This is a genomic window from Dactylosporangium sp. NPDC051485 (assembly GCF_040682015.1).
Lineage (GTDB): Bacteria > Actinomycetota > Actinomycetes > Mycobacteriales > Micromonosporaceae > Dactylosporangium.
In genome coordinates this window covers 51,769-78,264 of the sequence record NZ_JBFAZW010000022.1, presented here as the reverse complement: position 1 = coordinate 78,264, position 26,496 = coordinate 51,769, and the positions used below count along the sequence as shown (strand labels likewise).

Here is a 26,496-nt window from a genome sequence, read left to right as displayed (position 1 = left end):
TGCCGTCCGAGCAACCGCTCAGCGAACGCCGTTCGCGGCCTGGCGTTCGTACACCCTGGCGCGCTCGTCGACCGCGTTGGCCAGACGTTCCTCCATGTGGATCGCGTGTTCGCGCCTGCGCTGTTCCTGCTCCTCGCGCAACATCTCGCGCTCGTTGTCCTTGCCCCGCAGTTCCAGGGCGTGGGTCTCCACCGCGTCGTCGAGGGTGTGCTTCACCAACTCGTCGTAGCGGGTGTTGCCGCCGCTCATCTTCATCAGGACCGGCGCGCAGTCAATCATGATGAAGAGCAGGCGGATGAGGATCGCGGCAACGGTCAGCGTGAAGCTGCCAGCGGTGAGTTCGGCCAGCGCGTCCAGGCGCTCGATCAGGCCGATCTTGGCATCCGGCTGCGGCAACTTCCCGACCCGGGCATTGATCGCCGCGTCGCGCTGCCGGCCGAACGTGCTGCGGCTGTCCGTCACCGCCGTTTCGAGCAAGGCGATCTGTTTGTCCAGCTCCGCGAGCTGCTGTTGCTGTTGTTCGATGGGGTGCGTGCCGAAGTACTGCAGCGCGTTCTGCTTGTCCTGCTTGCAGTTGATGCCATCTCCGACGTGCCCGGTCAGCCCTTCACCCTTGTGCCCCGCGCATTCGTCGGTGCTCTTCTTGTTCAGCGCATTGAGCTGATTGGTCTCGTCCACGATCGTGGCCCGCAACGTCTTGGCCCTCTCCTGGAGCGAGGCCAGCTGCGCGTCCTGGCCGGCTGGCGAGGCAGGCAGCGACAGGATGTCACCGGTGTCGGTGCACGATGCCGGAGCCGGCCCCGCCGACTTGTCCGCCGGGTCCGGGTTGCACGCGGTCAGCCGGCTCCGCATCGCCTGGATGGCGCTCGCCCGGTCGTCCACGACTCGTGCCTCGATCGCGGTCTGGAAGACGCGCAACACCAATGGCTCGGCGACCACGATGCCAACCAGCACAGCGACACTCAGCCGGGTGACGAACAACAGCAGCTTCTGCCACGCCTCGACCGGACGGCTGGAAACGATCCACCGGTCGAACACGATGATGAACAGGAACCAGATGAGCGCCGGGACAAGGGCTCCGATGCTCGATTCGCCGACCGCCTCGCAGACGGCGAACCACATCGAGAACGCCGCAATCGTCGCGGTACCGATGACAATCGCGCCCAGCGATGAGTAGTACGACCGCTCCTGCGGCACCCGGTCCATGAGCGCCTCGTCCACCCCAGCCAGGTAGCGAAGCTGCCGACCGAACTTGGCGAAGGTCGGCAGGGAGTTCGAAGCACTTTTCGCCCGTGCGTGCCGCGGCTCCTCTTCCAACGCATGCCGCGGACCGTTGATCCACGGGGCGGCCCAGGTCTTGTGCAACGCGTCGAGGTCGCCGTTGCGCAGCGCCCCCAGATCGACGGTGGGCGCATCGGGCAGGTCGGCAGTCGACGTACTAGTCGGCGTCTTTGATGGCAAATCGACCCTCCTTCGAGGAGTTCGTGGATTCGAGCTTCCTCAGGTCCGCCGAACGCAAGCCGATCTCGGCCGTGGCGGACCCGGCCGGGAGGGCGTCCTTGCTAGCGCCGGCGAGACGTGAGACCAGCGTGTTCACGAGGATGCGTCCGTCGAACGGCAGCTGGTCGAGCTGACCGTTCTTCTCCAAGACCCTCAGCAGTTCGAGGATGTTGGCGTCCTTGGTGGCCTGGTCGGCATGGACGTCGTCGGCGAGCTTCTGCAGATCGATCTTGTCGCGGATGACGCCGAGCGCCCGGACATATGCAGGCTGCGTGATCTTCTCGGCGAGCGCCGTGGCGTCTTCGTCCTCGTAGCTGCCGAGCAGCACGGCCAACTGCCGGGCCCATTGCGCGTCCCGCAGGCCGCGCAGGTGCTCGATCATCGCGATCGGCGTCAGGACCTCTACCGATTCAAGCGTGACTCGCAGGCCGGGGATGTTGGGCGTCGTCTCACGGCACCAGGCGCGAACCCTGGCGTCCACCTTGATCCGCAGCTCACGGACGTCACCGATATCGGTCTCCTGACCCTTAACCAGCAGACCGCGGTCGGCGCGCAAGAAGTTCTGCAGCATCTTGACCAGGTCGATCGGGCCGCGCTGCGCCGCAACGACCGGATCGGTCACCTGGCACTGAAACCGGCACCGCACGGTGAACTCGTCGATGTGGCTGTTCGACGGAATCGGAACGTCGACCTCGATGTCCTTTTCGCGGGTCTGTACCACGCTCACCGAGACCGCGCTCGTCACGTACGACTCGGTGCCGGCGATCGCACCGCGTGCCACCTGCCACTTGTCTCCCGTGCTGAAGATCAGCGCGACGCCCGGTTGCTGCGCGGGCAGCGTCGCCGGGTTGCGCCGGGCGGGAATGAGTCCAAGGCCGCGCCGGGGCACCAGGCCGAGCGCGATCTCGCGAACTGGATAGTCGTCCGTCATGGGTTGATTCACCTTCTGTCGAGGATCTGGATGAACGACCGGATAATCTTGCGAGTGGACTCGGTGTCCTCCTCGGACATGGCCAGCGCGCGCTCCACCTGCGGAGCGAGAACGGCGCGTTGCTCGTGGGTCCACCTGCCTTTGACGGCAAGTCCCAGTTCATCGGCGACCGCCAGCGGATCGTCACCGTCGGCCAGTTGCATCAACAAACGGCGCAGCAGGTTGACCCCGGCGTGACGATGTGGACCACTCGCCAGGACTTCGGCGAACAGCATTCCGATCGGCCTCGCAGCGCCGGGTTCCGCCTGCAGCAGGCGTCCGATCACGAGTTCGTCGGAAGTCAGGCTCGGGGCCTCCAGGATGCTCAGGACGGCGGTGAGGCTGCCACGACGGCCGAGGGCCGTCGCGTTCTCGGTCGACCAGTCCAAGGCCGCGACGGTGGTACGGAGCATCCATACGGCGCGTTCCGCGTCGCCACCAGCGCCGGCGAGCATGACCGACAGCGCGATGCGGGCCACCGCCGCGATCTGCTTGCTGCGCGAGGCCAGATACCAGAGTTCCTCGAATGTCGCTTCCGGGTACCGCAGGCTCAACCGGCTGCCCAGGGCCAGCGCGGCCGTCATCGCTCGCCGTGACCCCTGGTTCTGCGACCACCCCAGCGCCAGTTCGAGTGCCTGTGGTGCAAGGCGCTCACTTGCGGCCATCACGGAGAGGAGGTTTGCCGCCGCGGTTCGGTACACCCATTCGCCGTCCGCCCACGGGACCAGGAACGATTCTTTGACGTCCGCCCAACGGCCCTCGGCCAGAAGGGCAACGCCGATGGAGTTCTGCACCCTGACGTCCGAAGAGACGTCGCGCGCAAGCTCCGTGATCCACTGCCGCATCGGCTGAATCAGGCGATACCCGTACCGGTGCCAGATCTCGCCGATCGCATGCTCGCGCATGTACGGCGAGCGGAACCCGACGCGCCGCTCCTTGAACGGGCCGTCCCCGTCGAGCGTGGCGAGAAGCGTCTCCGAGCCGACCCATGGGTTGTTGTCCAGATCCCGAGGTGCGTCCAGCGGGGCGCGCTCGTCCGGGTCGTACTCCCGGAACAACTGGTCCAGCCGCGACAAACAGCGCTCGAACGTACGCTCGGGCACCCCGCTGAGGAAGCATGCGGCCGCGACGGCCAGCTTCTCGGTAAGCGGCCTGCTCGTTTCGTCGAACCACCCGGCCACCTCCCGTCGATCGACGTTGGACTGGGAGTGCATCGCCTTCTCCAGGCCGTCCGACGACAGTCTCTGTACGAACGCGGCGACCTCCGCCGGGCGGCTCAGAGCGGCCGCGTAGGCACGCGCCGCGGTCTGGTCATCGGCGCTGAGGTGGATCCGCTCGACGGCGAGCCGGCGTTCGAAGACCGTGGCACTGTCCGGCGGCTCCCAGGCCACCACGAGGTCACCGAAATCACCGCGGAACAGCGCGGCTGAGTCGGCGGTGATCACCAGTCGAGCGCCGCTCCCGACAAGGCCATGGCGCAGCCGCGACAGCTCGAACCGCTGATCCGCGCTTGCCCGGCCGTCGCCCCGCATGTCGTGCACGAGGTACCGGCCGCCGCCCTTCAGAAAGCCCGGTTCGGCAAGATCGCGGATCGTCACGGTCGGCGTGAGCGAGGTGACGGCGATGCCGTCGCTCATCTCTGGCCAGTCGTTCAGGAGGCTCAGGGCCGCGGTGAAACGCCCGGTGCCAGGCCGTGCCAGCAGCAGTACCATGCCGTGCTCGGACAGAACCTTCGCGGCTTGCTGGTACGTTTCGGACGGGCAGAACTTCAGCAGATCGGCCCGGATCGCCGCGATCCGGATCGAACCGGTGTCCCTGGTGGCTTTCGCGCCGACTGTGCCCAACACAGCGTTGTCTGCGTGGACGCCGCCGAGAATGTTGATGATGGTCTGGGCATCCTGCCGGAAATTCTCAGTATCGGGGCTCTCCTCAGGCTCTACGGCCGGGCCTGGCCCGTGGGCAGGGGTCTCATCCGGGCCTGGGGCCTCCTCGTCACTCATGACCTGAACCGTTCACGACCGTGCCGAAGACCAACGTTCCCGGGCCGGTGTGATGGACGCCGTCGTTGACGTTGTTGATGACGTCGGCCTTCTGATGAAAGCTCGCCGCTCCAGCTGGCCTGCTGTTGCGCCGGTTCCGAGCCTCGCTCAGGCTCTCGGCCTTGCGCTCGCGCGGGCGCCACAGCCAGCCCGTCATCGCCACCTTCAGTTCGTCGATGTCTACCTCGACGAACTCGGTCACGTCGTGAGTGGTCCGTTCGGCGGTCACCAGATCCCGGTATAGGCCCGGAGAGAGGATCAACACGAGCGGCGCGTCCGTCACGGCGAGCGCCTCGCGGCAGACGTCGGAGTCCCGCAGCCGGCAAGCGGTGATGGGCGGGTCGCCGGCGAACCCGTTCGCCGCCACGTCGGCCGGGCCGTGGTCCATCGCCACCCGCAGCCGCAGCTTCGCCTCCGGCACGAGGTTGCGGTTGTGCCGGTTCAGGCCACTGTCCAGATGTCGCATGAACTCGTCGATGTATCGCGGCTCGGCGTCGTCGATCGGCACCATGATGAGCTGGCCGTCGCCCTGGGGCTGGACGATCCAGTCGTCGTAGGGCAGCCTGGCTTGGTTCGCGGCCGCGATGATCAGTCGGTTGAGATCGTCCTGGATCTGCGCATGCTCGGATACCAGGCGCTTGCTGTAACTCTCGACATCCACTGCGATCAGCAAACGGGAACCCGCGATCAAACTGGTCATCAGGATCGTTTCCTTTTCGGACTCAGGTGGTGGATCAACTGTGGCGAGCGACGGCTTCCACGCCGGCCGCCAGGAGGGCGACGCCGATGGACCAGGTCGCCACGGAAACCAGGCGGAACTTCACGCTGGCAATCGCGCTGTTCGTCCAGACCTGCCGAGCAATTTCGCGTCCGAGCGCGACATTGTCGGCGGCCAGCGCGAGGAACGCGGCGGAAAATCTCTCGGGCGATTCGGCGAACTGCCGCATGACGTCGCCGAAGTACAGAAGCGACGGCGTCGCGAGCCGCCGACGGACCCGCGGCTGAAGGCTCAGCAGCGACACCCCTGCACACGTGGTGACGGCCGCCATCGCGATCACGAAGGCGCCCAGCGCGAGCACGTCAGCCGGCCGGTGGACAGCGCCGATGGGATGCGTCCCGGCAAGCAGGCCACCGAGGACTCCGCTCGCGGCAAGCAGCGCGGTCGCTTTGCCATCGGCGAAGCGAATCCACTCATTGACGTGTTGTAGCGGCGTCCATACCTGCGTATCCACGACTGCCACCGTAGGGACGGCGGCAACAGCCGCGGCAGATCCGTTCGGCCGCTCCGACGGCGCGGTCGGAGAGGTAACTTCGGCCGTGTCGGATATAGGCGTCCACCGACCGACTACCTTCTCGGACCGGTCGACGGCCAGTGGTTTCCCCGGCGACTGCCGTGGGTCGTCCGGATTGGTCTTCTGATGTGTCATTCGACGCCGGGCGGCCGCCGTCCGGAGCGTCGTTCCGTTCGAGGGGGTCATTCGGGTGCGTGCCATGGGCATCCTGCCAACCGCGTAACGTGGGCTGCGTTGCGCGTTCAAGATGGCATGAGCCAAGACCGTCAACCTTGAAAAAACATTGAATCGACTGCCCGACGCGGTGGTATGTCAGTCTGCCGACAATTGTTCGGACAGCCGGGCGAGTTGCTGCGGGATCTCGACGTTGAGCCGCTCGTATCGCCGATGAGCGTTCGCGAGGTGCACGTTGGCGTACGTACGATCCTCGCGAGGTGTCGGGGACTGCGAAGCACGCCAGGCGTACACCTGAGCGAGCCCGGTCTCCGCTCGGGCGGCCTCGCCGAGGTCGCCCAGCGAATCCGCCAGGTGCAGTGCGCGCTGATGGCTGGCCAGGGCGGCGGTGGGCCGGCCCGCGGCGAGTTGAGCGGTACCTAGGTTGTTGAGCGTCTCCACGGTCTTTCCCGGGTCACCGGCCTGCTCGAAGATCTTCTGGGCGCGCTCGTGCAGCTCGGTCGCGCCCACGGGATTGCCCTGGTCGAGCCGGAGCAGGCCGAGATAGGTCAGCGTGCTGGCGGCTCCGATCCGGTCACCCAGTAGGTCGAAGCTGGCCAGAGCCTGCTCGTAGTGCTCTGCCGCCTCGGCTAGCCGGCCCTCGGCACGCAGCATGCCGGCGACGCTGCCGAGAGCGCGTGCCGTCGCGTCTGGAATGTCGAGCGTCCGGCAGAGTTCGAGGGCTGCGGTGTGATGGCGCAACGCGGCTCCGAGATCCCCGCTCTGTTCACAGACCAGGCCCACGTTGGTCAGCGTGCGCGCCTGACCGACCCGATCGCCGCAGGCCCGGAACAGCGTCAGCGCCTGCTCATGCATGGCGATGGCGTCGTCGTATCGGCCCTGACGAGCGGCCACCCGGGCGAGGTTACCCAGCGATATCGCGCGACCGCGAGAATCACCGAGATCAAAATATGCCTGACCGGCCCGCTCGAGCGCGTCAACAGCCTCGTCCAGAAGGCCGCAGCGGATCAGGACAGCACCGAGACGGCGCCGAGCGTCGGCGAGGGTCTGGGCGTCACCGAGGGTTTCGGCGGCCGCAACGGCGGCTCGGTTCAGCCTCATCGCGTCGTCGAGGTACCCGCCATGGTCCAAGTAGCGGAACAGGCTGTCGGCGATGGCCACCACGTGCTCTGGCCGGGCCTGACCGGCTTCGTGCAGAGCCGCCGTGATCAGGTCGTCCCGATGATCGTCCAGCCAGCGCAGAGCCTCCGCAGTATCGACATCGAGTCCGGAGTCGTCCGGTACCTCCATGGGCCACAGTCGATGTGCGTAAGCCCGGGCAGTGCTTGCTTGGTGGCCACAAAGCCGGTCGAGCGCGTCACGCACGGCAGTGGGTTCGGCGTCGACGGCGGCCGCGTACTCGGCGATCAGATCGAGCATGCCGTACCGGCCCGGTGCAGGCACCGTCACCAGATGACCGGCGAGGAGGCTTTCGAGTGCGCGCAGCGTGGTGGCCGGGTCAAGGCCGCATAGAGCGGCCACGGCCGGCACGTCGAGGCTCCGGCATGGAGACACCCCGAGGGCCCGGAACACGCGGGACGCGCCCTCGTCCATCGCCCGGTAGGACAACCCGATCACGTCAGAGACCGAAGCGCCTCGCTCCGCGTACCGGTCAAGCTCAGGGATGAGTCCGACTCCGGTGACAAGTGCATCCGTGACCGCCTTCACCGGTTCCTCGGGACGGGTCGCCAGCCTCGCACCGATCAGACACAGCGCCAGCGGGTAGCAGCCACAGATCCGCGCGATCTCACGGAGCGCGGTCGTATCCACGTCCGGCCGGGTACCGATGAGCCGTTGCAACAGCGCTACCGCCGCCGCATCATCGATGGTCTCCAGCACGATCGCCTGCGCGTGATGGACCGCGGTAAGGGTGGTCAGGCGCTGGCGGCTGGTCACAACGGCCAACGATCCAGGTCCGGTCGGCAGAAGCGCGGCGGCCTCCGCCGTGGTCTCGACATTGTCCAGCACGATCAGCACCCGGCGCTGGCGTACCAGATCACGGTATCGCGCGAGACGTGCGTCCGGATCTACCGAGAGCTGTTCGCCGGGCACCCCGAGTGCGCTGAGGAAGAGCCCCAGCACCTCGTGTACATCACGACGCACCGAGTTGCCGTGCCCCGCGAAGTCGGTGAACAACACGCCGCCCGGGTACTGGTCCTTGTACCGGTGGGCGAACACGGTTGCGAGCGTCGTCTTGCCGATGCCGGGCGGACCGTAGATCCCGATGACCCGGACGGCCTCGTCGGTGCGGCTGGCGTGGGCCCGCATGCGGTCCATCTCGTCCCGCCGGCCGGCCAGGTCGCCGGTCGGCGGCGGCAGAATGTTGGGCACCCTACTGGTCGCCGCCGGCGCGCCGGGGCGGTCCAAGGCCGGGTCCCGCCGGCCGATCCGCTTGATCAGGTTGGCGAGCCGACTCTCGAGCGGTGACTGTCGTTGGCGGGCCTGTCGCAGCAGCGCGACGCCGACCTGTTCCGCCTCGTCACGCTCGCCACTGTGGTACAGGGCGAGGAGAAAATCCCGCGCCAACTGTGGATCCGTCGTATGGTCCGCGCCCGCCTGCCGCAGGACGGCCACCAGCTGGCGATGCCGGCCGTCCTCCAGCCAGAGCCGGTTGCGCCGCAGCACGGCTGCATCCCACCGCTGCTGGTGCTGCTGCCGCCCAGCATGTACCCACTGGCGAGTGAAACCGGTCAGCAGCTCGGGAGTGGGGCACAGAGCCAGCGCGTCCCCCAGCAACGCGCGTCGCGCAACGGGTTCCTCCGCGTGATCCGCCCGGGTCAAGAGCTGCTCGAAGCGCAGCACGTCGACACGGTCACGATCGATGCGCAACGTGTATTGGGCGTTGGCGCCGTCGATCTCGGCGTCGGCGCCATCGAGTAACTGCCGCAGCCTCGTGATGTACGGCCGGATAAATTCATGATTGGCGTGCGTTTTGTCCGGCCAGATCTTGCCGGCGACATCGGCGATTGCGACCGGTCGGTCTGCGTTCAACAACAGCAGCGCCAGGATCTCGTGCAGCCTGGTCGGACGCAGCTCGGCCTCAACACCGTCCCGGCCGCGAAGCCGCAGAGGACCGGCGAGCAGGAAGTCGGGTGGCCCGAGCCCGGCCTCAGTCATGCGGTCATCGTCCGACACACGTCGATCGCCCACAAGCTCACCGAAATCCCGTCACACGTCCGAGTTTTGGCGGCCCACTCCGTCGTCTCCTGTGCCTATGCCCGCCACACGGGGGCGGGATCACTCGGTTCTGGAGGACCACAATGGAGTTCACGCGTGCGGTACGGCCGATTGTCATGGCGGTCATCGCGATCGTGGCGGCGCTCGCACCGATCGCATCGACAGAGATCCCTCGGCACCACACCGTCGGCGTCGACGCGTACGACACATCGCCGGGCGTCATCGGCAGCGGCGGCGGCCCCAGCCCCAGTCCGTCGCACAAGTGACGGCCGGCCGGCGGGCGGCCTCAGAACCGCCCGCCGGCCCCGTCCGCATAGCGCAGCAGCCGTTCGTTGTCCAGCACGGTGATCTGCCGGTACGCAACGTCAATGACGCCGGCACGGCGCAATTCGTCGTACGCGCGATAGACGCCTTTCTCCGAAGTGCCGGCCAACGACGCGAGATCACGCTGCGGCAGGGGAACATCGAGAAGCATCCCGCCGGTCACCGACCGTCCGTAGCCGTCGACAAGGTGCTCCAGGACTCTGGACACGCGGGTGAGCACCGAAGCCGCGCCGGTTTCCACGCGGTATCGTGTGGCAGCGCGCAGCTTGCTGACAACGCTCCGTGCTACCGCCTCCCCGACGTACGGATGCGCGGTGGTGAACGACCGGAATAGGAGCCCATCGACCTTCCGCGCGATCACCTTGCCGGCCGCGATGACCGTGGACGTGCGCGGCATGCCGTCCAGCGCGGCGAGTTCGCCGACCAGATCGCCGCGGGTGCGGATGGCGATCATGGTCTCGTCCCCGGTGCGGCTGTGATTCAGGACGCGGACAAATCCGCCGACGATAACGTAGACCTCGGTGGTCGTAACGCCCTCGGCGATGAGGACATCGCCCCGCTCGAAGGCGACCGGCGTCCCGAGGCGCAGAAAGTGGTCACGCACGTTGCCCGGTAGGTCGGCGACCAGGCTGCGGGTCGGCCACTCTGCTCGCGCAGACAGGCGGGTCACTCAGTCATGGTTTCACTCGGCGCACCGGAGTGTCGATGACGGCGAGAACCAATATTTGTACGTCTCGCGCACCCTGGCCGGGCCGTCGCGCTCCGGCACGCAAGGGACCGCCGGCCGGCGGCAGCTGGTCGGCGGTCCCATGGCGCCCTCCGGTCAGGGGGCGTATGCGATGTTCAGCGCCGGCGCGGTCAGGACGTTCGACTGCACGTACACCAGCTCGATCGTGCAAGCCGTGTAGAAGCCCGGCAGCGGGAACGACGGCGGCGGGAACGACGGCGTGAATGTGAGCGGCAGCGGAATGCCGAGCGTGTTGGCCGTGAAAGACGTGGTGTAGAACTTCACGTCGCCCTCGACCGTCAGCTTGCTGCTGAGGGTGAGCAGGGTCTTCGCCGCGCCCGGGGTCTCGAGCCGGAACGGCGTGGAGACCGAGTTCTTCATCGTGAAGGCCAGCACCTTCACGGTGGTGCCGTCCTTGTGCGGCAGCTCGGCCACGCCGTCGTAGGTCAGGCTGTCCATCGTCATCACGTCGGCCTTGAGGATCGACGGCTGCTTGGCGACAAAGGGCTGACCCGCGGCGAGCTGGGCCTTCTTGTTGTTCGGGGTCGGGGACGCGCTTGCCGAGGCGCAGGCCTTGGACTTGCCCGGGGCCGGCCTGCCGCCGGTGCTCCCGGACGGGGCCGGGGCCGGCGGCGCGGGGGTGGTCGGGGCGGCGGTCGTCGGGGTCGCCTCCTTCTTCCCGCCGGTGAACAGGTCGCCGAGCCAGCCCAGGATGCCCCCGGGCTTGTCCTCCTCGGTCCTGGCCGGCGACGGGGCCGGGCTGGCCTCCGCCTTCGGGGTGCTCGCCCCGGTGGCGGGGGCCGTGGTGCCGGTCCCCGCCACCGCGCTCTTCGCCGGGGCGGACGAGGGGCACGCGGCCGGCGCCGCGTACGCCGCCTGGCCGGTGTGCGCGGCGGCGCCGGCGATCGTGGCGGCCACGACGACCGCCATCAGCAGTGGGCCCAGGTGACGCCGCTTGGGCAGCTCACCCGGGCCACCCGCTGGGGGGCGCTGGTCATCGGCGCTTCCGGCACCGGCCCCTCCGTGCAGGGGGCTCAGGCGGCTCGTCGGGAGCTCATCACGCAGTAGACCCGGCTGCTCGTCGACGAGGAGGTCGTCCAGCCGAGTGTCCTCATGGGGCGGCTCGTCGGGTGGAAGGTCTTGCGGAGTGGAAGCCGCGGGTGCCGGCTCGCCCGGGGTCCAGGCGACGGCCAGCCCGCCGCCGACGAGCCCCAGGACGGTGCCGAGGAAGAACCCGCCGAGGTTGAGGCCGATCAGCGAGTACAGCGCCACGACCGTGCCGAGGATGCCGTAGAAGAGGCGCTGCTGCGGGCTGAACCAGCTCAGCGCCCCGCACAGCAGCATCATCAGCGGCAGTACGTAGGACAGGAAGCCGGTCGGTCCGAAGTGGATCTCCAGCGCCAGGTGCAGGTTGCCGCTGAGGAAGAGCTCCAGCCCTGACAGGATCAGGAAGAGCCCGCCCCAGAACGGCCGTTGGGCAACCCACCCACCATTGTCCGCACCGTCCTTGCCGTGCGCGGCGTGTGAGGTGGTCACGAGGTCCTCCAGAAAGGGTGGCAAACGAGGGGGCCCGCGGGTGTGCACCCGCGGGCCCAGGCGGTGCGCTTAGAAGCACTCCTCCGGCTTGGAGCCCGTGGAGACGCTCAGGTCGAGGCCGCTCAGCTTGAACGTGCCGGCGGTGGTGGACCACGCCACCTGCTTGAGGTTGGTGATCGTCACGCTGTCCGCCTGCTGGGCGAAGCCGCCCTGCAGGCCCTTCGCGTTCGCGCCGCCCTTGCTCAGGTCGGAGGCGTCGATGCCGATCTGGATGTTGTTGAACGTCGCGTCGCCCTGGAGCGAGGACAGGTCGATCAGCAGGTCGGTGGCCGCGGCCGGGTTGTTCTTGTCCTGGCCGGCGTGGATGACCATGCTGGCCGGCAGGCCGGGGATCTTCACCGACTGGCAAAGGTTGTAGAGCTTCGCGCTGGCGATGCCGGACACGGCGATCAGGTGGTTCTTCGGGTCGGCAGGGTTCTGCGGGTTGCCGCCCTTCTCGGTCGCGATGCCGCCGTACTGGACGAAGCCGGTGCCCTCGAGCCTGTCGGCGGACACCTTGAACTGACTGCCGGACACGTTGAACGACGCGGCGATGGCGCCGGTGGCCTGGCCGAAGACGATGGCTCCGGCGATGAAGCTGGCCGGCACGACGACGGTCGCGAAACGCTTCCACCGTGTGCGGCCCTTCACCGCGCTGCCCTGAGCTACGGACACGTAGGGCTCCTCTTGTCGCGGGGTGCTTGTGGGTGCGGCGCTCCTGCCTTGCGGGCGCTCACGAGCCGGGACCCGTCTCTGGCGGCGGCCGCACAAGGGAGATCCCAGAGGCGGGGTCGGGGCGTGCGGACGATGTTGCCGGGTCACTCGCGCGCGTACAAGGCCGGTCGTTACTGACCAGTAACCCCGGAAGATCGAAATTCATACAGTCCGTAATTGGTTACCGGAGCATTTCCGCCGGATGACGGCCCATCAAAGTCCATGAATGCGGACATACCTTCACTGTGACGACTACCACACGTGACGGATCTTGGGCATTATCACGGTTTCGTAACGACAAACCCCCGGGGTTCTTTTTGGTATCGAACCCTATAAGTTTCCGGGCAAATAGGGCAAAGGCCATATTGCCAAAAAGTCGGCATTGCGCGGGCCGGGCGGCCGATGGTTAGTTAGCACCCGTAACTAAGCTCGCGCGACAAGGGTCGGCGCCCTGGTCCGAGCGGTTGCTTTCCGCAAGCGCGGTCGGCGCGCGTCTTGCCTGGCTGAACCCCGCAGCTCAGGAAGGACACCCCCGCACATGACCCCATCCCCGCGCCGGTTGCGGCGGCTGCTGACGGCAGCCTCGCTCGCCGCCGGTGGCACCATCGTGGCCGCCGTGGCCCACGCCCCGGCCGCCGCCGCGATTCCCCTCCCGGCCTCCGACTATCAGCACGTCCAGCTCGCCCTGGGCAGCGCGGAGCTCGGTGAGCCGATGTCCCTGGCGGTCATGCCCGACCGCACGGTGATCCACACCGCCCGGGACGGCACAGTCCGCGTCACCGACGCCGCGGGCAACACCAAGGTCGCCGGCAAGCTCTCCGTCTACACCCACGACGAGGAGGGCCTGCAGGGCGTCGCCGTCGACCCCGGCTTCGCCACGAACCGCTGGGTCTGGCTGTACTACTCCCCCACGCTGTCCACGCCGGCCGGTGACGCCCCCGCCACGGGCACCGCCGCCGACTTCAACGCGTGGAAGGGGCACCTCAACCTGTCCCGGTTCACCCTGAAGGCCGACAACACGCTGGACCTGACCAGCGAAAAGGTCGTCATGACCGTCGACAACGACCGCGGCATGTGCTGCCACGTCGGCGGGGACATCGACTTCGACGCGCAGGGCAACCTGTACCTGACGACCGGCGACGACACCAACCCGTTCGAGTCGGCGTCCTACTCGCCGATCGACGAGCGGACCAACCGCAACCCGCAGTACGACGCCCAGCGCACCGCGGCGAACAGCAACGACCTGCGGGGCAAGCTGCTGCGGATCCACCCCAACACCGACGGGACGTACTCCATCCCGTCCGGCAACCTCTTCGCGCCGGGGACCGCCAAGACCCGGCCGGAGATCTACGCGATGGGCTTCCGCAACCCGTTCCGGATGAGCGTGGACAAGCCGACCGGGATCGTGTACCTCGGCGACTACGGCCCCGACGCCGGCGTCACCGACCCGAACCGCGGCCCCAACGGGCAGGTCGAGTTCGACCGGGTCACCGGCCCGGGCAACTTCGGGTGGCCGTACTGCACCGGCACGAACACCACCGCCGAGACCTACAACAAGTGGGACTTCGCGACCAACACGACGGGCCCGAAGTTCAACTGCGCCGGCGGCCCGACGAACAACTCCTTCCGCAACACGGGCCTGAACGCCCTGCCCGCGGCCAAGCCCAGCTGGATCCGTTACGGCGGCGACGCCGGCAGCCCGCCGGAGTTCGGCAGCGGCTCCGAGTCGCCGATGGGCGGCCCGGTGTACCACTACGACGCCGCGCTGAACTCCACCGTGAAGTTCCCGCAGAGCCTCGACGGGCAGTACTTCGCCGGCGAGTACGGCCGCAAGTGGATCAAGCCGATCAAGGTCAACGCGGACGGCTCGCCGGGCGAGATCTCGACCTTCCCGTGGGCCGGCACGCAGGTCATGGACATGGCCTTCGGCCCCGACGGGGCGCTCTACGTGCTCGATTACGGCACCGGGTCGAACAACCAGGCCCTGTGGCGCGTCGAGTACGTCGGCAGCGGCAACAAGGCGCCGATCGCGAAGATCACCGTGGACAAGACCTCCGGGCCCAGCCCGCTCACGGTGAACTTCTCCTCGGCCGGCAGCTCCGACCCGGAGGGCGGCGCGCTGACGTACGCCTGGGACTTCGACGGCGACGGCACGACCGACTCGACGGCGGCCAACCCGACGTACACCTACACCACGAACGGCACGAAGACCCCGAAGCTGACGGTCAAGGACCCGCAGGGCGCGACCGGCACGGCGAGCACCGTCATCACGGTGGGCAACACCGCCCCGACGGTGAAGCTGAACCTGCCGGCCAACGGCCAGCTGTTCAGCTTCGGCGACACGGTGCCGTTCAACGTGACGGTGACCGACCCGGAGGATGGGACGATCGACTGCTCGAAGGTCACCGTGACGTACTTCCTGGGCCACGACAGCCACTCGCACCAGATCACGTCGAAGACCGGCTGCTCGGGCTCGATCACGGTGCCGGTCGACGGTGAGCACGACGCCGCGGCCAACGTCTACGGCATCTTCGACGCCTCCTACACCGACAACGGCGGGCTGACCGGCCACGGCATCGCGACGCTGCAGCCGCGGCACCGGCAGGGCGAGCACTTCAGCTCGCAGTCCGGCGTCCAGCCCGCCGACCACGCCACGGCCGAGGGCGGCAAGACCGCCGGGTACATCGAGAACGGCGACTGGATCTCCTACACGCCGTACCTGCTGAACAACGCGACCCAGTTCACCGCGCGGGTGGCGTCGGCCGGCTCGGGCGGCACCATCGAGGTCCGCGTCGGCTCGCCGACCGGCACGCTGCTCGGCACGGCGACGGTGACCAGCACCGGTAGCTGGGAGACGTTCGCCAACGTCAGCACCGCCATCTCCGGCGCGCCGAGCACCGCCAATTCGCTGTACCTCGTGTTCAAGGGCGGCAGCGGCTACCTGTTCGACGTCGACGCGTTCACGTTCACGACCGGGACCCCGACCACTCCGGTGGTGAACCTCAAGTCGCTGACCAACAACAACTACGTGTCGGCGCCGAACGCCACCACCGCGCTGACCGCCAACTCGGCGACGATCGGCACCGCGCAGCAGTTCGACCTCGTCGACCTCGGCGGGGGCAAGGTGGCGCTGCGGGCGAAGTCCAACGGGCAGTTCGTCTGCGCCGAGAACGCCGGGGCCAACCCGCTGCTCGCCAACCGGGCGACGGCGGGCTCCTGGGAAACCTTCAACCTGATCCGCAACGCCGACGGCAGCGAGTCGCTGCAGGCGACGGTGAACGGGAAGTACGTCACCGCCGAGAACAACGGCGCGGGCTCGCTCATCGCCAACCGCGACGCGATCGGGCCCTGGGAGAAGTTCGACCTGATCGGCTTCTAAGTACGTGACGCAGTCGGTCCGTGGGGTGCTCTCGAGCGCTCCCACGGATCGGTCGCGGGGCATGCCTTGGGCGCTGTGACGGCTGGCCCGCCAGTTCGGTTCGACCCCGGCTGCTTGTTCGTGCCACAGCGGAGCTGGCAGGCAGGCCTCCCGTTTCGCCTGGTCTGGCTCGATGAGGCTTCGCCCTGATCGGGCCAGACCAGGCGCTGTTCGGTTTTAGGCTCTCATGACCGTGGCGATCGGGATTCGGGCGGCGCGGACGGCCGGGATGGAGCCGCCGAGCAGGCCGGCGACCAGGCCCGCGATCACGCCGGCCACGCCCGCCTGCCAGGGGAAGGTCATCTCCAGCAGCTGCGGGACGCGGCCGCCCAGGATGCGGCCGGCGACGTCGATGCCGGCGGCGGCCGCGGCGATCGCGGCGCCGGCCGTCAGCAGGCCGGTGATCAGGGTCTCGGCCAGCACGATGCCGGCCAGCAGGGCGCGCGGGGTGCCCACGGCGCGGCGCAGGGCGAACTCCTCGACGCGCTCGCCGACGGTGGCCAGGCCGACGTTGAGGATGCCGGCCACGCCGATGAGCAGGACCAGGGCGGCCATGCCGAGGAAGATCCAGTTGAGGATGGCCAGCGACTGCTCGATGCTCTTGCGGGCGTCGTTGACCTGGACCTGCAGGGCCTCGCGCGGGACGCCGGCGCCGGCGAGCTTGCGGATCAGCAGGCTCTCCGTCTCGCCCGCGGTAGGCGAGAGCATGATCTGCAGGCCCGGGCCGTTGCCGATGACCATGCGCGACTTGGGGTCGTTGCCCTTGGTCACGGCGGCGGCGGGCTCGGCCTTCGCCATCCAGTTGTCGATCTCGTCGGCCCGGGCGTAGGCCATCGGCTGCTCGTTGCCGTCGTCGATCACGCCGATGATCCGCGGGGTCGGGTTGGCGATGGCGCCCTCGAAGCGCATCTCGGCCGGGATCGTGTATCGATTGAAGCCGGCCGCGGCCGCCTTGTTCACCACGATACGCGGGGAGTACGACGGTTTTCCGCCGAAGTCCAGCCACTGCCCCGACACGGACCGGAACGGCCGGAACTGGCGGATGTCGTTGACCATGGCGGTGAGCTGCATCTCGATCGCCGCGCCGGGCGGGGCGCCGCCGGACTCGTCGACCGGGACCGGGCGGCAGGCGCCGGATTCGTCGCACTGCACCTCGTAGCGGGTGCCGGGGCCATAGCCGCCATACCGTTCCGGATGATCCAGCGGCGAGCCGCCCGGGTTGATCGGGCGGACCTTCGGCTCGCCGATGGTGACCGGCAGCGAGTACGTGGCGGCGGTGCCCGGCTGACCCTTGATCGTGTCGATCACGATGTCGTTGGCCGATCCGAAGGGCGGGACGTACATCATCCGTGTGCCGTCCTTGCCGCTGTGCAGCTCGATGTCGGCCAGCTGCAGCGTGCGGGCGGTCTCGGCGGCGGCCTGGACGGTGACCACCGCGAGCACGCCCAGGAACAGCGAGATCATCGACAGGAACGTGCGCATCTTGCGGGCGCGGATGCCCTGCAGGCCGATGATCAGGGCCGAGCGGAACCTTCCCGACAGGCGCATCACGCCGGCTCCATCACGACCGGGCGGAGGGCGCCGTCCTCGAGGCGCAGGACGCGCTGCATCTTGGCCGCGTGTGCGTGGTCGTGGGTGACCAGGATCAGGCCGCAGCCGCGGTCGGTGGCGGCCCGCATGACCTCGATGACGAGGTTGCCGGTCTCGGTGTCGAGCGCACCGGTCGGCTCGTCGGCCAGCAGCAACCGCGGGCGGCGCACCAGCGCCCGGGCGATGGCCACCCGCTGCTGCTCGCCGCCGGAGAGCCGGGCCGGCCGGTGCTTGGCCAGGTGCGCGATGCCGACCTGGTCCAGCGCCTCGAGCGTGCGCGCCCGCCGCTTGCGCCGGGGCAGCCAGCCCTGGCCGTTGACCAGCGCCATGGCCACGTTCTGCGCGGCGGTGAGGTGCTTGAGCAGGAAGAAGCGCTGGAACACGAAGCCGAACTCGGCGCTTCGCAGCCGGGCCGCCCGCCGCTCGGAGATGCGGGCCAGGTCACGCCCGCCCATCAGGTAGGTGCCGGAGTCGGGGCGGTCGAAGAGCCCGATGAGGCTCAGCAGCGTGCTCTTGCCCGAGCCGGAGCGGCCCAGGATGGCCACGCTCTCGCCCTCGCCGACGGTCAGGTCGACGCCGTCGAGGATCGTGCGCGGCTCATGCTGGCCCTTGAGGGTCTTGGTGATCCCGGCGAGCTCGATGATCGGCATCAACTGGACACCACCACCGGACCGTTGTTCTCGCCCGGGCCGGCCCCGCCGCCCTTGACCGACGGGATGTTCGGCCCCGGCACCGCGACGGTCTCTTCCCCGGTGAGCCCGCTCTTGATCTCGATGACCTTGCCGTCGGTGATCCCGAGCTGGACCTCGCGGACCTCCCGGCTCTGGTCGGCCTTGACCACCTCGACCTGGCCCTTGCCCTGGGAGCCGGCGACCGCCTCGACCGGCAGCACCAGCGCCCCGGCCGCCTTGGCGGTGATGATCTCGACGGTGGCGGCGGCGCCATTGATGAGCTTCACGTCGGCCGGGCCGGCGCACACCAGCCGCATCCCGGTCGCCTCCGACGGCTGCTGCGCCACCTGGGTGGGCGCCACCGCCGGGGCGGTCGCGCTCGGGTTGACCACCGGGGCCTTGGGCTCGGGAATCGTGCCGGCCGGCAGCGCGGCGAGCGTGCCGAGCACCGTGCACGGGAAGGGCCCGGGCCCGCTCTTGATCTGCGCGGTGACCGACTGCAGCGTGTCGGAGACCTGGTAGGCCTGGGCGCCGTCGATGTCGGCGACGATGCCGTAGCCGACCTGCCGGGCCGAGACGATCGGCATGCCCGCGGTCACCTTCGAGTGGTCGTCGACCAGCCGGCCGGCGAAGACCGCCCCGGCGGGCACCTCGATCGCGGTCGCCTTGCCCCCGGCCCAGATGTTGGCCACCTTGGTCGGCTTCGTCGGGGTGCTGGTCGACGCCTTCACGTCGAGGTAGCGCACCTCGCCGTCGACCGGGGCGACGAGGCCGAAGGTCGGGCCGAGCGCGACCTTGCCGCCGAGGCTCACCTTGTTGGTCAGGTCCTGCCGGGTCGGCTTGGCCGTGGTGACCGCGGTGCCGCGGTCGGCCATGCCCGGCGGAGGCTGCTCCGCGGCGCCGGACGCGGTGCACCCGGCGGCCAGGACAATCACGGTCAGTAGTGGCAAGACCCCTCGCACCGGGCGAACCCCCTCGTGGCCGATCGAAGATGGCCAAAGGGTAGCGGGCAAGTGGTGGGCACTGCTGCCCCGTCGTGGGGTGAGCGCGAAAGATTCACCCAGCGTGAAATTCACCGAACGTGGAGCGATCCCACCCGGGAGGGCGTCCGATATCGGTCGGCGTCAAACCCTGCCGTCGCGCTTGGCGTAGTACCCGATGATGGTGTGCGCGATGGTTCACGCCACGGGCCCTGGTCGCGTTGACCCGCTTCCCCGGCCGCGTGGGGCAGCGCGGTGGTCGCCGCCGAGGCCGGCGCGACGCCGACCAGCGCACCGCCGGCGGCCACGACGAGGCCGAGGGCCGATGAGAGAAGGCGCAGTTGGGTGGGGCATCGCCGCCGGGCCGCAACCCTGCGGGGCAGGGACCGTTTGACGCCGGGTCTGAGCGGCGCGCCCGGGTCCGGCCCGACCGGATGACATCGGCCGAGCAGGCAGGTGACAGCAAGGGCCGGTGCGTCCTGGGCGCGGCGTGCACCGCTCCGTCGCGCGGTTAGGCTCATTGGCCTGATGACCGCCGCCGCCCTCGTCGCCCTGGCTGCCATGGGCGCATTCCACGGCCTGAACCCGGGCATGGGCTGGCTCTTCGCCGTGGCGACCGGCCTGCAGGAACGCAGCCGGGCCGCCCTGCTGCGCGCCCTTCTCCCGATCGCGGCCGGCCACGCGGCGTCCATCTTCGTGATCGCCGGCCTGGTCAGCGCCCTCCAGTCGGTGCTCGCCACCCGGGCGGTCGCCATCGCCGGCGGCGCGATCCTGGTCGGCTTCGGCCTGTGGCGCGCCGTGTCCCGCCGCCACCCGCAGCTCACCGGCCTGCGCCTCACGCCGCCGCAGCTGGCCGGCTGGTCGTTCCTGATGTCGAGCATCCATGGCGCGGGCCTGATGCTGGTGCCGGTCCTGGTCGTCGGCCGCACCGACGTCCACGGGCACCACGGCATGGCGGCCTCGACGACCGCGCCGCTCTGGGTCGGCTTTCTCGCCACCGCGGTGCACACGCTCGGGATGGTGAGCGTGGCGGGCGCCATCGCCCTGGTCGCGTACCGGGCGGTGGGCCACCGGATCCTGCGCTCGACCCGGTTCAACCTGGACCGGATCTGGGCCGTGGCCCTAATCGGCGCGGGCCTGGCCACGGTCGCGGCGGCGGTCTGAGCACGACGCCAGACGGCGCGCCACACCATCGCCACGCCGAGACAGCGGTCGTTGGCGCCGGGACCATGACGCCGTCCCGCGGGCACCGCTGGTGGGCATCACGATGCCGACGGGGAGTACCGCCAGCGCACGCCGGACAGGGCACCGCCGTGGCCGTCCTCGCGGCCTACGTGCCGGTGCTCACCGCGGCGGCTGTTGCGGTACAACAGCGGGATCTTTAGCGGCGTCGTAGCGGGCCTGCGCCAGCGTGATCCCGGGCATCTCGGCCTCGAGCAGCTCGATGAGCTCCGTCAGCTTGGCGGCGATCCGGCGGCCGGGGTCGGTGAGGCTGTACTCCACCCGGGGCGGGATCGCGCTGCGCACCTCCCGCACCACCAGCCCGTCGCGCTCCAGCGCGTGCAGCGTCTGCGACAGCATCTTCTCGCTCACGCCGTCGACCCGCCGCCGCAGTTCGTTGAAGCGGTGCGTGCCGTCCCGAAGCGCGGCCATCGTCAGGATGCCCCACCGGCCGGCCACGGTCTCCATGACCGGCCGCGAGGTGCAGTTCCGGGCGAAGACGTCGAAGACCAGCTCCTCGTAGGACATGGCTCATACGATAACCCGAGCGCTTGCACTTTCGAAAAGTTAGTGCCTACGATCCGGAAATGACAATCACCGTCACCGGCGCGACCGGGCACCTGGGAAAACTGATCCTCGACGAGCTGAAGGGGCACGACGCGCGCGGCGTGGCCCGCCGGCCCGAGGAGGCCGCAAGCGGGACCCGCTACGGCGACTACGACAAGCCGGAGAGCCTCGTCGAGGCGTTCGAGGGCACCGACGTGCTCGTGTTCGTCTCGGCCAGCGACGTCGGCCGGCGCACGGACCAGCACCGCGCGGTCGTCGAGGCGGCCGCGGCGGCCAAGGTCGGCCGGATCGTGTACACCAGCATCACCCGCGCCGACACCAACCCGATCCCGATCGCGCCCGAGCACCTGGCCACCGAGGAGCACATCCGCTCCACCGGCGTGCCGTTCACCTTCCTGCGCAACAACTGGTACCTGGAGAACTACACCGGGAACCTGCCCGCCACGCTGGAGCACGGCGTGGTCCTCGGCTCGGCCGGCGACGGGCGCGTCGCCGGGGCCACCCGGGCGGACTTCGCCGCGGCCGCCGCCGTCGTGGCCAGCACCGACGGGCACGACAACGCGATCTACGAGCTCGGCGGCGACCACGCGTTCACGCTCACGGAGCTCGCCGAGGCGCTCTCGCGGCGCTTTCAGAGCCGGGTGTCGTACCGCGACCTGCCCGTCGAGGAGTACGCCCGCACGCTGGAGGGCTTCGGCGTGCCGGCCGCGTTCGCCCAGATCCTGGCCCGGTCGGACGCCGAGATCGCCAAGGGCGCGCTGGACGTCGTGACCGGCGAGCTCAGCCGGCTGCTCGGCCGCCCGACGACGACGCTGGACGAGTTCCTGGCCAGGCTCTAGCGAGCCTCAATCAGGCCCGCCAGGACGACGCTGGACGAGATCCGGCTTTAGCGAGGCTCGATCAGGTCCGCCAGCCGGACCAGGGCCGCGAAGCGCCCCGGGATCGTCGCGGGGTCGTCGATCCGCCCTGTTTCGAAGGTCATGAGCTCGGCGCCGTGCAGGCTCCACTCCGGCAGCCGCCCGGCGACGTGCTCGGCCACGAGATCGCGCCGGAACACCGCCGGCACGACGTCGGGCCGCTCGGCCGAGATCCGGTAGGCGCGGTCGAAGGGCTCGTGGCCCAGCGCGGTGGGCCGATCGCCGAAGAGCGCCCGGCCGAAGCGCGACACGGCGCCGCGGCGGTGCACCGCCAGGCCGGGCAGGGCCTGGCGCAGCCGGACCAGGTACACCACGTAGCGGTGCGTGGACGGGCTGGTCGTGCCCACGCCGTCGGGGCCGGGCGTGGTCGTGGTGGTGGTGTGGGAGTACTCGGCGATCGAGACGGTCCGGCCGCCGACGAGGCCGGTCAGCGCGAGGGTGACCCCGCGCCGGTTGCGTCCCGGCAGCCGGCGCCACCAGTCGACCGCCGGGCGCGGCTCGTAGCGCCACCCGTTGTGCGCGGCCCACTGCTGCAGGCCCTCGCGCCGCCGCCGCTCCCGCCGGTGCTGCACGACCCCCACAACGATCGCGAAGACCAGCAGGACCCCGAGGCAGGCACCCCCGGCGAGCAGCAGCGGCGACAAGTCCATAGACCTACGCTAATCCGGGTGGTCCACTCCCGGCGATCGCCGGGAGTGGACCGGACACCGCGCCGGAACGGCCTAGACCGGCGCGGCGAGCAGAGCGGCCAGGGCGTCGGCCGTCTCGGGGTAGTCGTCGAGCAGGGGCAGCGGCCCGGCGGCGGGCCCGGACCCGGCCGCGACCCAGCCGGCCGTCAGCCCGAGCGCCCCGGCCAGGGCGTCGGTGGTCGCCGGGTGGGCGGCCAGGAACGCCTCGACCGGCCCGTCCGCGCGCGCGGACGGGGTGGCCGCGGCCCGGGGCGGGGCCAGCCACGGCGGCACGAAGGAGTCGACCGCGGCCAGCGTGCCCGGGAACGTGCGGCCCGCCTCGCGCACGAGCAGCGGCACCAGCTCCGCGGCCTGGTCGCGCAGCGTGGTGATGAGCGTCGGCAGCCACGGCAGCAGCACCGGGTCGGGCAGCTTGGCGAAGGCGTTGGACATCACCTCGACCACGAACGGCGTCAGCTTCGGCGCCGGGTCCAGCGCCTGGATGAAGCCGCTCAGGTACTGCGGCACCGACGGCACGACCAGCGGGTTGGCCAGCAGCTCGGCGCAGCGGGCCCGCAGGTCGGCCAGCGGCAGCAGGCCCAGCTGGTGCTGGGCCGACCACAGCAGGGCGAGCTTCGCCGGGCTCTCCGGGTGGGACTGGCGCACGGCCAGCTCCAGCTGGGCCCGGTCGCAGCCCAGCGACAGTGCCAGCCCCTCCATGGTGAAGAGGAACCCACACATGGCCGCCACCTGCCGCACGCCCGTCCCGTCGTCGACGAACGCGGTCGGCAGCAGCGTGCAGTAGTGCGCGTAGCCGGCCGTCACGAACGACTCGCACCAGGCCGGCAGCGTGGGCTCGCTCGTGCGGTAGAAGGCCAGCAGCCGCCGGATCCGCCGCAGCACCTCCGGGGCCTCGTCCACCGTCCGCTCGGCGGCCAGCAGCTCCACCGCGCGGGCGCCGAGCTCGTCGGTGAAGCGGCGGCTGCCGAGGAACAGGATCGAGTCCTCGACCGCGCTCAGGGCCCGGGCCGCGGTGGCGTCAGCGGCCCAGACCGAGCGGCGCAGCCGCTGCTCGACCACCTGCTCGACGGTCACGCCCTCGTAGCCCAGCTCGATGATGTACCGCTGGTGCTTGCCGATCGCGAGGTCCCAGCTCTCCTGGATCGACTTCTCGCCGAGCCGCCGGGTGCCCATGATCGGCCGGACCGCCCCGTCGGGCAGCAGATACCGCAGCATCCACAGCAGATGCGAGGCCGGCCCGAGCTCGGGCTTGCCGGCCAGGTCGAGCAGCGCCCGCTGGACGGTGGAGCGGGTCAGGTCCAGCCCGATCGGGGCGAGCCGGTCGTAGACGTCGCGGGCCAGGGGCGGCAGCGCCTCGTAGCCGACCTGCCCGACCCGGTCGCCGCCGAGCAGGATCTCGCACAGCCGCCGCACGTCGCGCCGCCCGGGCACGACGTCCTTCTCGATGCAGGTGACCGCGGCGTCCTGGAAGTCGTACGGCGTCGGCCGCGCCCGGTTGCGCATGCCCGCCAGCAGGATCGAGGTCTCGTAGACCGCGATCGCGTCGGCGGTGCTGGCCAGGTAGCCGTTGCGCCGGGCCAGCCGCACGATGTCGACGCACCAGCCGAGCAGCTCCTCCTCGTCGAGCCCGTCGAGCGCCGGCGGGCTGGCCAGGAAGCCGGTCAGCCGGTCGGACACCGGCTCCGGCCCGGCGGCCGGCGCGACCGCGACCGCCTTGCGCTTGCGGCTGCCCTTCTGCCCCTCCAGCTGAAACGGCGTGAGCCGGGCCCGGGTGATCGCCTTCTGCCAGGTCGCCGCGGCGATCGAGACCGAGCCCGAGGCCAGCCCGAACTGCGCCTCGATGGCCGAGTGACTCGACGGGATGAGCCCGTAGAGCCACTTCGTCTCGGTGCGCGGGCTGATGTGCCAGTCCGGCGTGCCCTCCGCGGTGCCGAACTCCGGCACCCGGCTCGCGGCGTGGAAGGCGCCGCAGACGTAGAGGCAGTCGGCCCGGTCGACGCCGGTGCGGGCCAGGTGCTCCCGCATCCGGGTCCACATGTACCGCTCCCGGTCCTCGTCCACCTTCACCCGCCGGGCGTCAGTGGGCTGCAACCGGCGGAACAGGCTGCCGATCAGCACCATGACCTGCCGGTAGGTGGCGTAGTCGGCGCCGGACAGCGGCTGCTCCACGTACTGGTCCCACCACTCCGACCAGTGCCGCACCTTGCCGTGGTGCAGCAGGTGCTGCTCCAGCTCGGCGAAGCGCGGGCGCAGGTCGCCGATCTCGATGCCGACCGCGTCGCCGTGCAGGTCGGCGTCGTCGGACTCCTCCGCCCCATCCGCGGCCGGCGCGTCGTCCTCCCGCGGCTGCCACTGGAAGACGTGGTCGGTCGAGCGGTCGACCAGCACCAGCTCGACGCCGGGGGTGTCGAGGGCGTAGGCGATCGCCTGGTACTCCGCGGACGCCTCCGTGATCGGCGCGACCACGCTGAGCGGCCCCCACTCCTGCGGGAAGCCGTCCAGCTGCGAGGCGAAGGACTGCAGGGCCACCGGGAGCCGGCAGTTGCGCAGCTCGGTGAGCAGCGGCGCCATGTCCTCGCACAGCTCGAGGTAGATGACCTTGGGCTGCTTCTCCCGCAGCCGCCGGACCATGGCCAGGCCGGACGCCGGCGAGTGGTGGCAGACCGGGAAGATCTCCAGCTCCTCGCGCAGCGCCCGGTCAACGTCGTCGACGATCCCGGACAAGATCTCCGGCACGGCGCTCTTTTCGGCCAACGCCGTGGTGGCGTCGACCAGCTGAGTCCGCAGCTCGGCAAAAATCATGACAGTGTGGCGATCGCCTGGCGGCCGCCCTCGAGGAACGCCGGCCACTCCCCGCCGTCCTCCTTGCTGCGCGGCTCGACGACGCCGTGCCAGTACTTGTTCAGGATGGCCAGGTCCTCCGGGCTGCGCCGGGCGAGCGAGCCGACCAGGGAGCCGGCGAGGGTCTCGGCCCGCAGCTTGCGGTCGCCGAAGAACGTGCTGTGCAGGATCGCGTCCTCCAGCACGCCGATCTGCTCGGCGGTGGACAGCGCCGACTCGAGCTTCTCGTCGTCGCTGGTGGCCGAGGAGGCCGCGGTCCGCAGGTCGGCGAAGCTCTGCAGCAGGATGTCGAGCAGGTTGGGCGGCACGTCCAGCTCGATGCGGTGCCGGCGCAGCAGCTCGGTGGTGCGGAAGCGGACGATCTCCGCCTCGCTCTTCTTGTTGGTGACCACCGGGATGCGCACGAAGTTGAACCGCCGCTTCAGCGCCGAGGACAGGTCGTTGACGCCCCGGTCGCGGCTGTTGGCGGTGGCGATGATGGAGAAGCCGGGCTGAGCGAAGACGATGTTGTCCTCGTCGAGCTCCGGGATCGAGACGTACTTCTCCGACAGGATCGAGATCAGCGCGTCCTGCACGTCGCTGGTGGAGCGGGTCAGCTCCTCGAACCGGCCGATGACGCCATTCTCCATCGCGGTCATGATCGGCGACGGGATCATCGACGCCCGGGACTGGCCCTTGGCGATGACCATCGAGACGTTCCAGGAGTACTTGATGTGGTCCTCGGTGGTGCCGGCCGTGCCCTGCACCACGAGCGTCGAGTTGCGCGAGATGGCCGCGGCGAGCAGCTCGGCCAGCCAGCTCTTGCCGGTGCCGGGGTCGCCGATGAGCAGCAGCCCGCGGTCGGAGGCCAGCGTCACGATGCTGCGCTCGACGAAGCTGCGGTCGCCGAACCACTTCTGCGAGATCTCGCGGTCGAGGCCGTCGGCGCGTTCGGAGCCGAGGATGAACAGGCGCACCATGTGCGGGCTGAGCCGCCAGGAGAACGGCTTGGGCCCATCGTCGATCGACTCGAGCCAGTCCAGCTCCTCGGCATACTTGACCTCGGCGGGGGCGCGGAGCATGTCGGTCATT

Annotated in this window: 20 protein-coding genes; 4 read left to right on the top strand and 16 right to left on the bottom strand. The window is 69.7% G+C overall.

Annotation, left to right across the window (positions count from 1 at the left end):
* Positions 1-18: 18 nt before the first annotated feature.
* From AB0M46_RS15450 to AB0M46_RS15425, 6 genes are all read right to left on the bottom strand, one after another.
* Positions 19-1,461: a DUF4407 domain-containing protein gene (locus AB0M46_RS15450; RefSeq protein ID WP_363336312.1), complete on the bottom strand. Its 1,443-nt coding sequence runs from the start codon at positions 1,459-1,461 to the stop codon at positions 19-21.
* The gene (locus AB0M46_RS15445; protein ID WP_363336310.1) at positions 1,439-2,431 is read right to left on the bottom strand and encodes a hypothetical protein; all 993 of its coding nucleotides are present in this window, start codon (positions 2,429-2,431) and stop codon (positions 1,439-1,441) included. The genes AB0M46_RS15450 and AB0M46_RS15445 overlap by 23 nt, the downstream gene beginning before the upstream one ends.
* An 8-nt stretch (positions 2,432-2,439) precedes the next feature.
* Positions 2,440-4,470, bottom strand: coding sequence for a hypothetical protein (locus tag AB0M46_RS15440; RefSeq protein WP_363336308.1), 2,031 nt, complete (start codon positions 4,468-4,470; stop codon positions 2,440-2,442).
* Positions 4,463-5,209, bottom strand: a complete 747-nt coding sequence (locus tag AB0M46_RS15435) for a hypothetical protein (RefSeq protein ID WP_363336306.1) — start codon at positions 5,207-5,209, stop codon at positions 4,463-4,465. Before AB0M46_RS15435 ends, AB0M46_RS15440 begins: the two co-directional genes overlap by 8 nt.
* 34 nt (positions 5,210-5,243) lie before the next feature.
* Positions 5,244-5,741, bottom strand: coding sequence for a Pycsar system effector family protein (locus AB0M46_RS15430; protein WP_363336304.1), 498 nt, complete (start codon positions 5,739-5,741; stop codon positions 5,244-5,246).
* Between the two features lie 372 nt (positions 5,742-6,113).
* On the bottom strand, positions 6,114-9,131 hold the full coding sequence (locus AB0M46_RS15425; RefSeq protein ID WP_363336302.1) for a tetratricopeptide repeat protein: 3,018 nt from the start codon (positions 9,129-9,131) through the stop codon (positions 6,114-6,116).
* A gap of 176 nt (positions 9,132-9,307) precedes the next feature.
* Between AB0M46_RS15425 and AB0M46_RS15420 the strand changes: the two genes are divergently transcribed.
* Positions 9,308-9,457, top strand: coding sequence for a hypothetical protein (locus AB0M46_RS15420; RefSeq protein WP_363336301.1), 150 nt, complete (start codon positions 9,308-9,310; stop codon positions 9,455-9,457).
* 20 nt (positions 9,458-9,477) lie between these two features.
* Here AB0M46_RS15420 and AB0M46_RS15415 read toward each other — a convergent pair whose 3' ends face one another.
* The 3 genes from AB0M46_RS15415 to AB0M46_RS15405 form a co-directional block, all read right to left on the bottom strand.
* Positions 9,478-10,185: a Crp/Fnr family transcriptional regulator gene (locus AB0M46_RS15415; protein WP_363336299.1), complete on the bottom strand. Its 708-nt coding sequence runs from the start codon at positions 10,183-10,185 to the stop codon at positions 9,478-9,480.
* A 153-nt stretch (positions 10,186-10,338) separates the two neighbouring features.
* The gene (locus AB0M46_RS15410; RefSeq protein WP_363336297.1) at positions 10,339-11,778 is read right to left on the bottom strand and encodes a DUF6114 domain-containing protein; all 1,440 of its coding nucleotides are present in this window, start codon (positions 11,776-11,778) and stop codon (positions 10,339-10,341) included.
* A gap of 69 nt (positions 11,779-11,847) precedes the next feature.
* A complete protein-coding gene (locus AB0M46_RS15405) occupies positions 11,848-12,492 on the bottom strand; it encodes a DUF6230 family protein (protein WP_363336295.1) in 645 nt (214 codons plus the stop codon).
* A 577-nt stretch (positions 12,493-13,069) separates the two neighbouring features.
* Between AB0M46_RS15405 and AB0M46_RS15400 the strand changes: the two genes are divergently transcribed.
* Positions 13,070-15,910, top strand: coding sequence for a PQQ-dependent sugar dehydrogenase (locus tag AB0M46_RS15400; protein ID WP_363336293.1), 2,841 nt, complete (start codon positions 13,070-13,072; stop codon positions 15,908-15,910).
* 216 nt (positions 15,911-16,126) lie between these two features.
* Here AB0M46_RS15400 and AB0M46_RS15395 read toward each other — a convergent pair whose 3' ends face one another.
* From AB0M46_RS15395 to AB0M46_RS15385, 3 genes are read right to left on the bottom strand one after another with little or no spacing between them, the layout of a single operon-like run.
* Positions 16,127-17,497 (bottom strand): ABC transporter permease, encoded by a 1,371-nt coding sequence (locus AB0M46_RS15395; RefSeq protein WP_363336382.1) that lies wholly within the window; start codon positions 17,495-17,497, stop codon positions 16,127-16,129.
* Positions 17,497-18,189, bottom strand: a complete 693-nt coding sequence (locus AB0M46_RS15390; protein WP_363336292.1) for an ABC transporter ATP-binding protein — start codon at positions 18,187-18,189, stop codon at positions 17,497-17,499. Before AB0M46_RS15390 ends, AB0M46_RS15395 begins: the two co-directional genes overlap by 1 nt.
* Positions 18,189-19,172 (bottom strand): efflux RND transporter periplasmic adaptor subunit, encoded by a 984-nt coding sequence (locus tag AB0M46_RS15385; RefSeq protein ID WP_363336290.1) that lies wholly within the window; start codon positions 19,170-19,172, stop codon positions 18,189-18,191. The genes AB0M46_RS15390 and AB0M46_RS15385 overlap by 1 nt, the downstream gene beginning before the upstream one ends.
* Before the next feature lie 546 nt (positions 19,173-19,718).
* Here AB0M46_RS15385 and AB0M46_RS15380 point away from each other — a divergent pair.
* Positions 19,719-20,354, top strand: a complete 636-nt coding sequence (locus AB0M46_RS15380; protein WP_363336288.1) for a hypothetical protein — start codon at positions 19,719-19,721, stop codon at positions 20,352-20,354.
* A 180-nt stretch (positions 20,355-20,534) separates the two neighbouring features.
* Here the strand turns inward: AB0M46_RS15380 and AB0M46_RS15375 are convergent, their stop codons facing one another.
* Positions 20,535-20,939: a helix-turn-helix domain-containing protein gene (locus tag AB0M46_RS15375; protein WP_363336287.1), complete on the bottom strand. Its 405-nt coding sequence runs from the start codon at positions 20,937-20,939 to the stop codon at positions 20,535-20,537.
* 59 nt (positions 20,940-20,998) lie between these two features.
* Here AB0M46_RS15375 and AB0M46_RS15370 point away from each other — a divergent pair, with 59 nt between their 5' ends.
* Positions 20,999-21,817 carry an SDR family oxidoreductase gene (locus tag AB0M46_RS15370; protein WP_363336285.1) on the top strand — a complete coding sequence of 273 codons (819 nt, stop codon included), beginning with the start codon at positions 20,999-21,001 and terminating at the stop codon, positions 21,815-21,817.
* 47 nt (positions 21,818-21,864) lie between these two features.
* Here the strand turns inward: AB0M46_RS15370 and AB0M46_RS15365 are convergent, their stop codons facing one another.
* From AB0M46_RS15365 to AB0M46_RS15355, 3 genes are all read right to left on the bottom strand, one after another.
* Positions 21,865-22,545, bottom strand: coding sequence for a hypothetical protein (locus AB0M46_RS15365; protein WP_363336283.1), 681 nt, complete (start codon positions 22,543-22,545; stop codon positions 21,865-21,867).
* 72 nt (positions 22,546-22,617) lie between these two features.
* Positions 22,618-25,386: a DUF5682 family protein gene (locus tag AB0M46_RS15360; protein ID WP_363336281.1), complete on the bottom strand. Its 2,769-nt coding sequence runs from the start codon at positions 25,384-25,386 to the stop codon at positions 22,618-22,620.
* On the bottom strand, positions 25,383-26,495 hold the full coding sequence (locus AB0M46_RS15355; RefSeq protein ID WP_363336279.1) for an AAA family ATPase: 1,113 nt from the start codon (positions 26,493-26,495) through the stop codon (positions 25,383-25,385). The genes AB0M46_RS15360 and AB0M46_RS15355 overlap by 4 nt, the downstream gene beginning before the upstream one ends.
* Position 26,496: the final 1 nt, after the last annotated feature.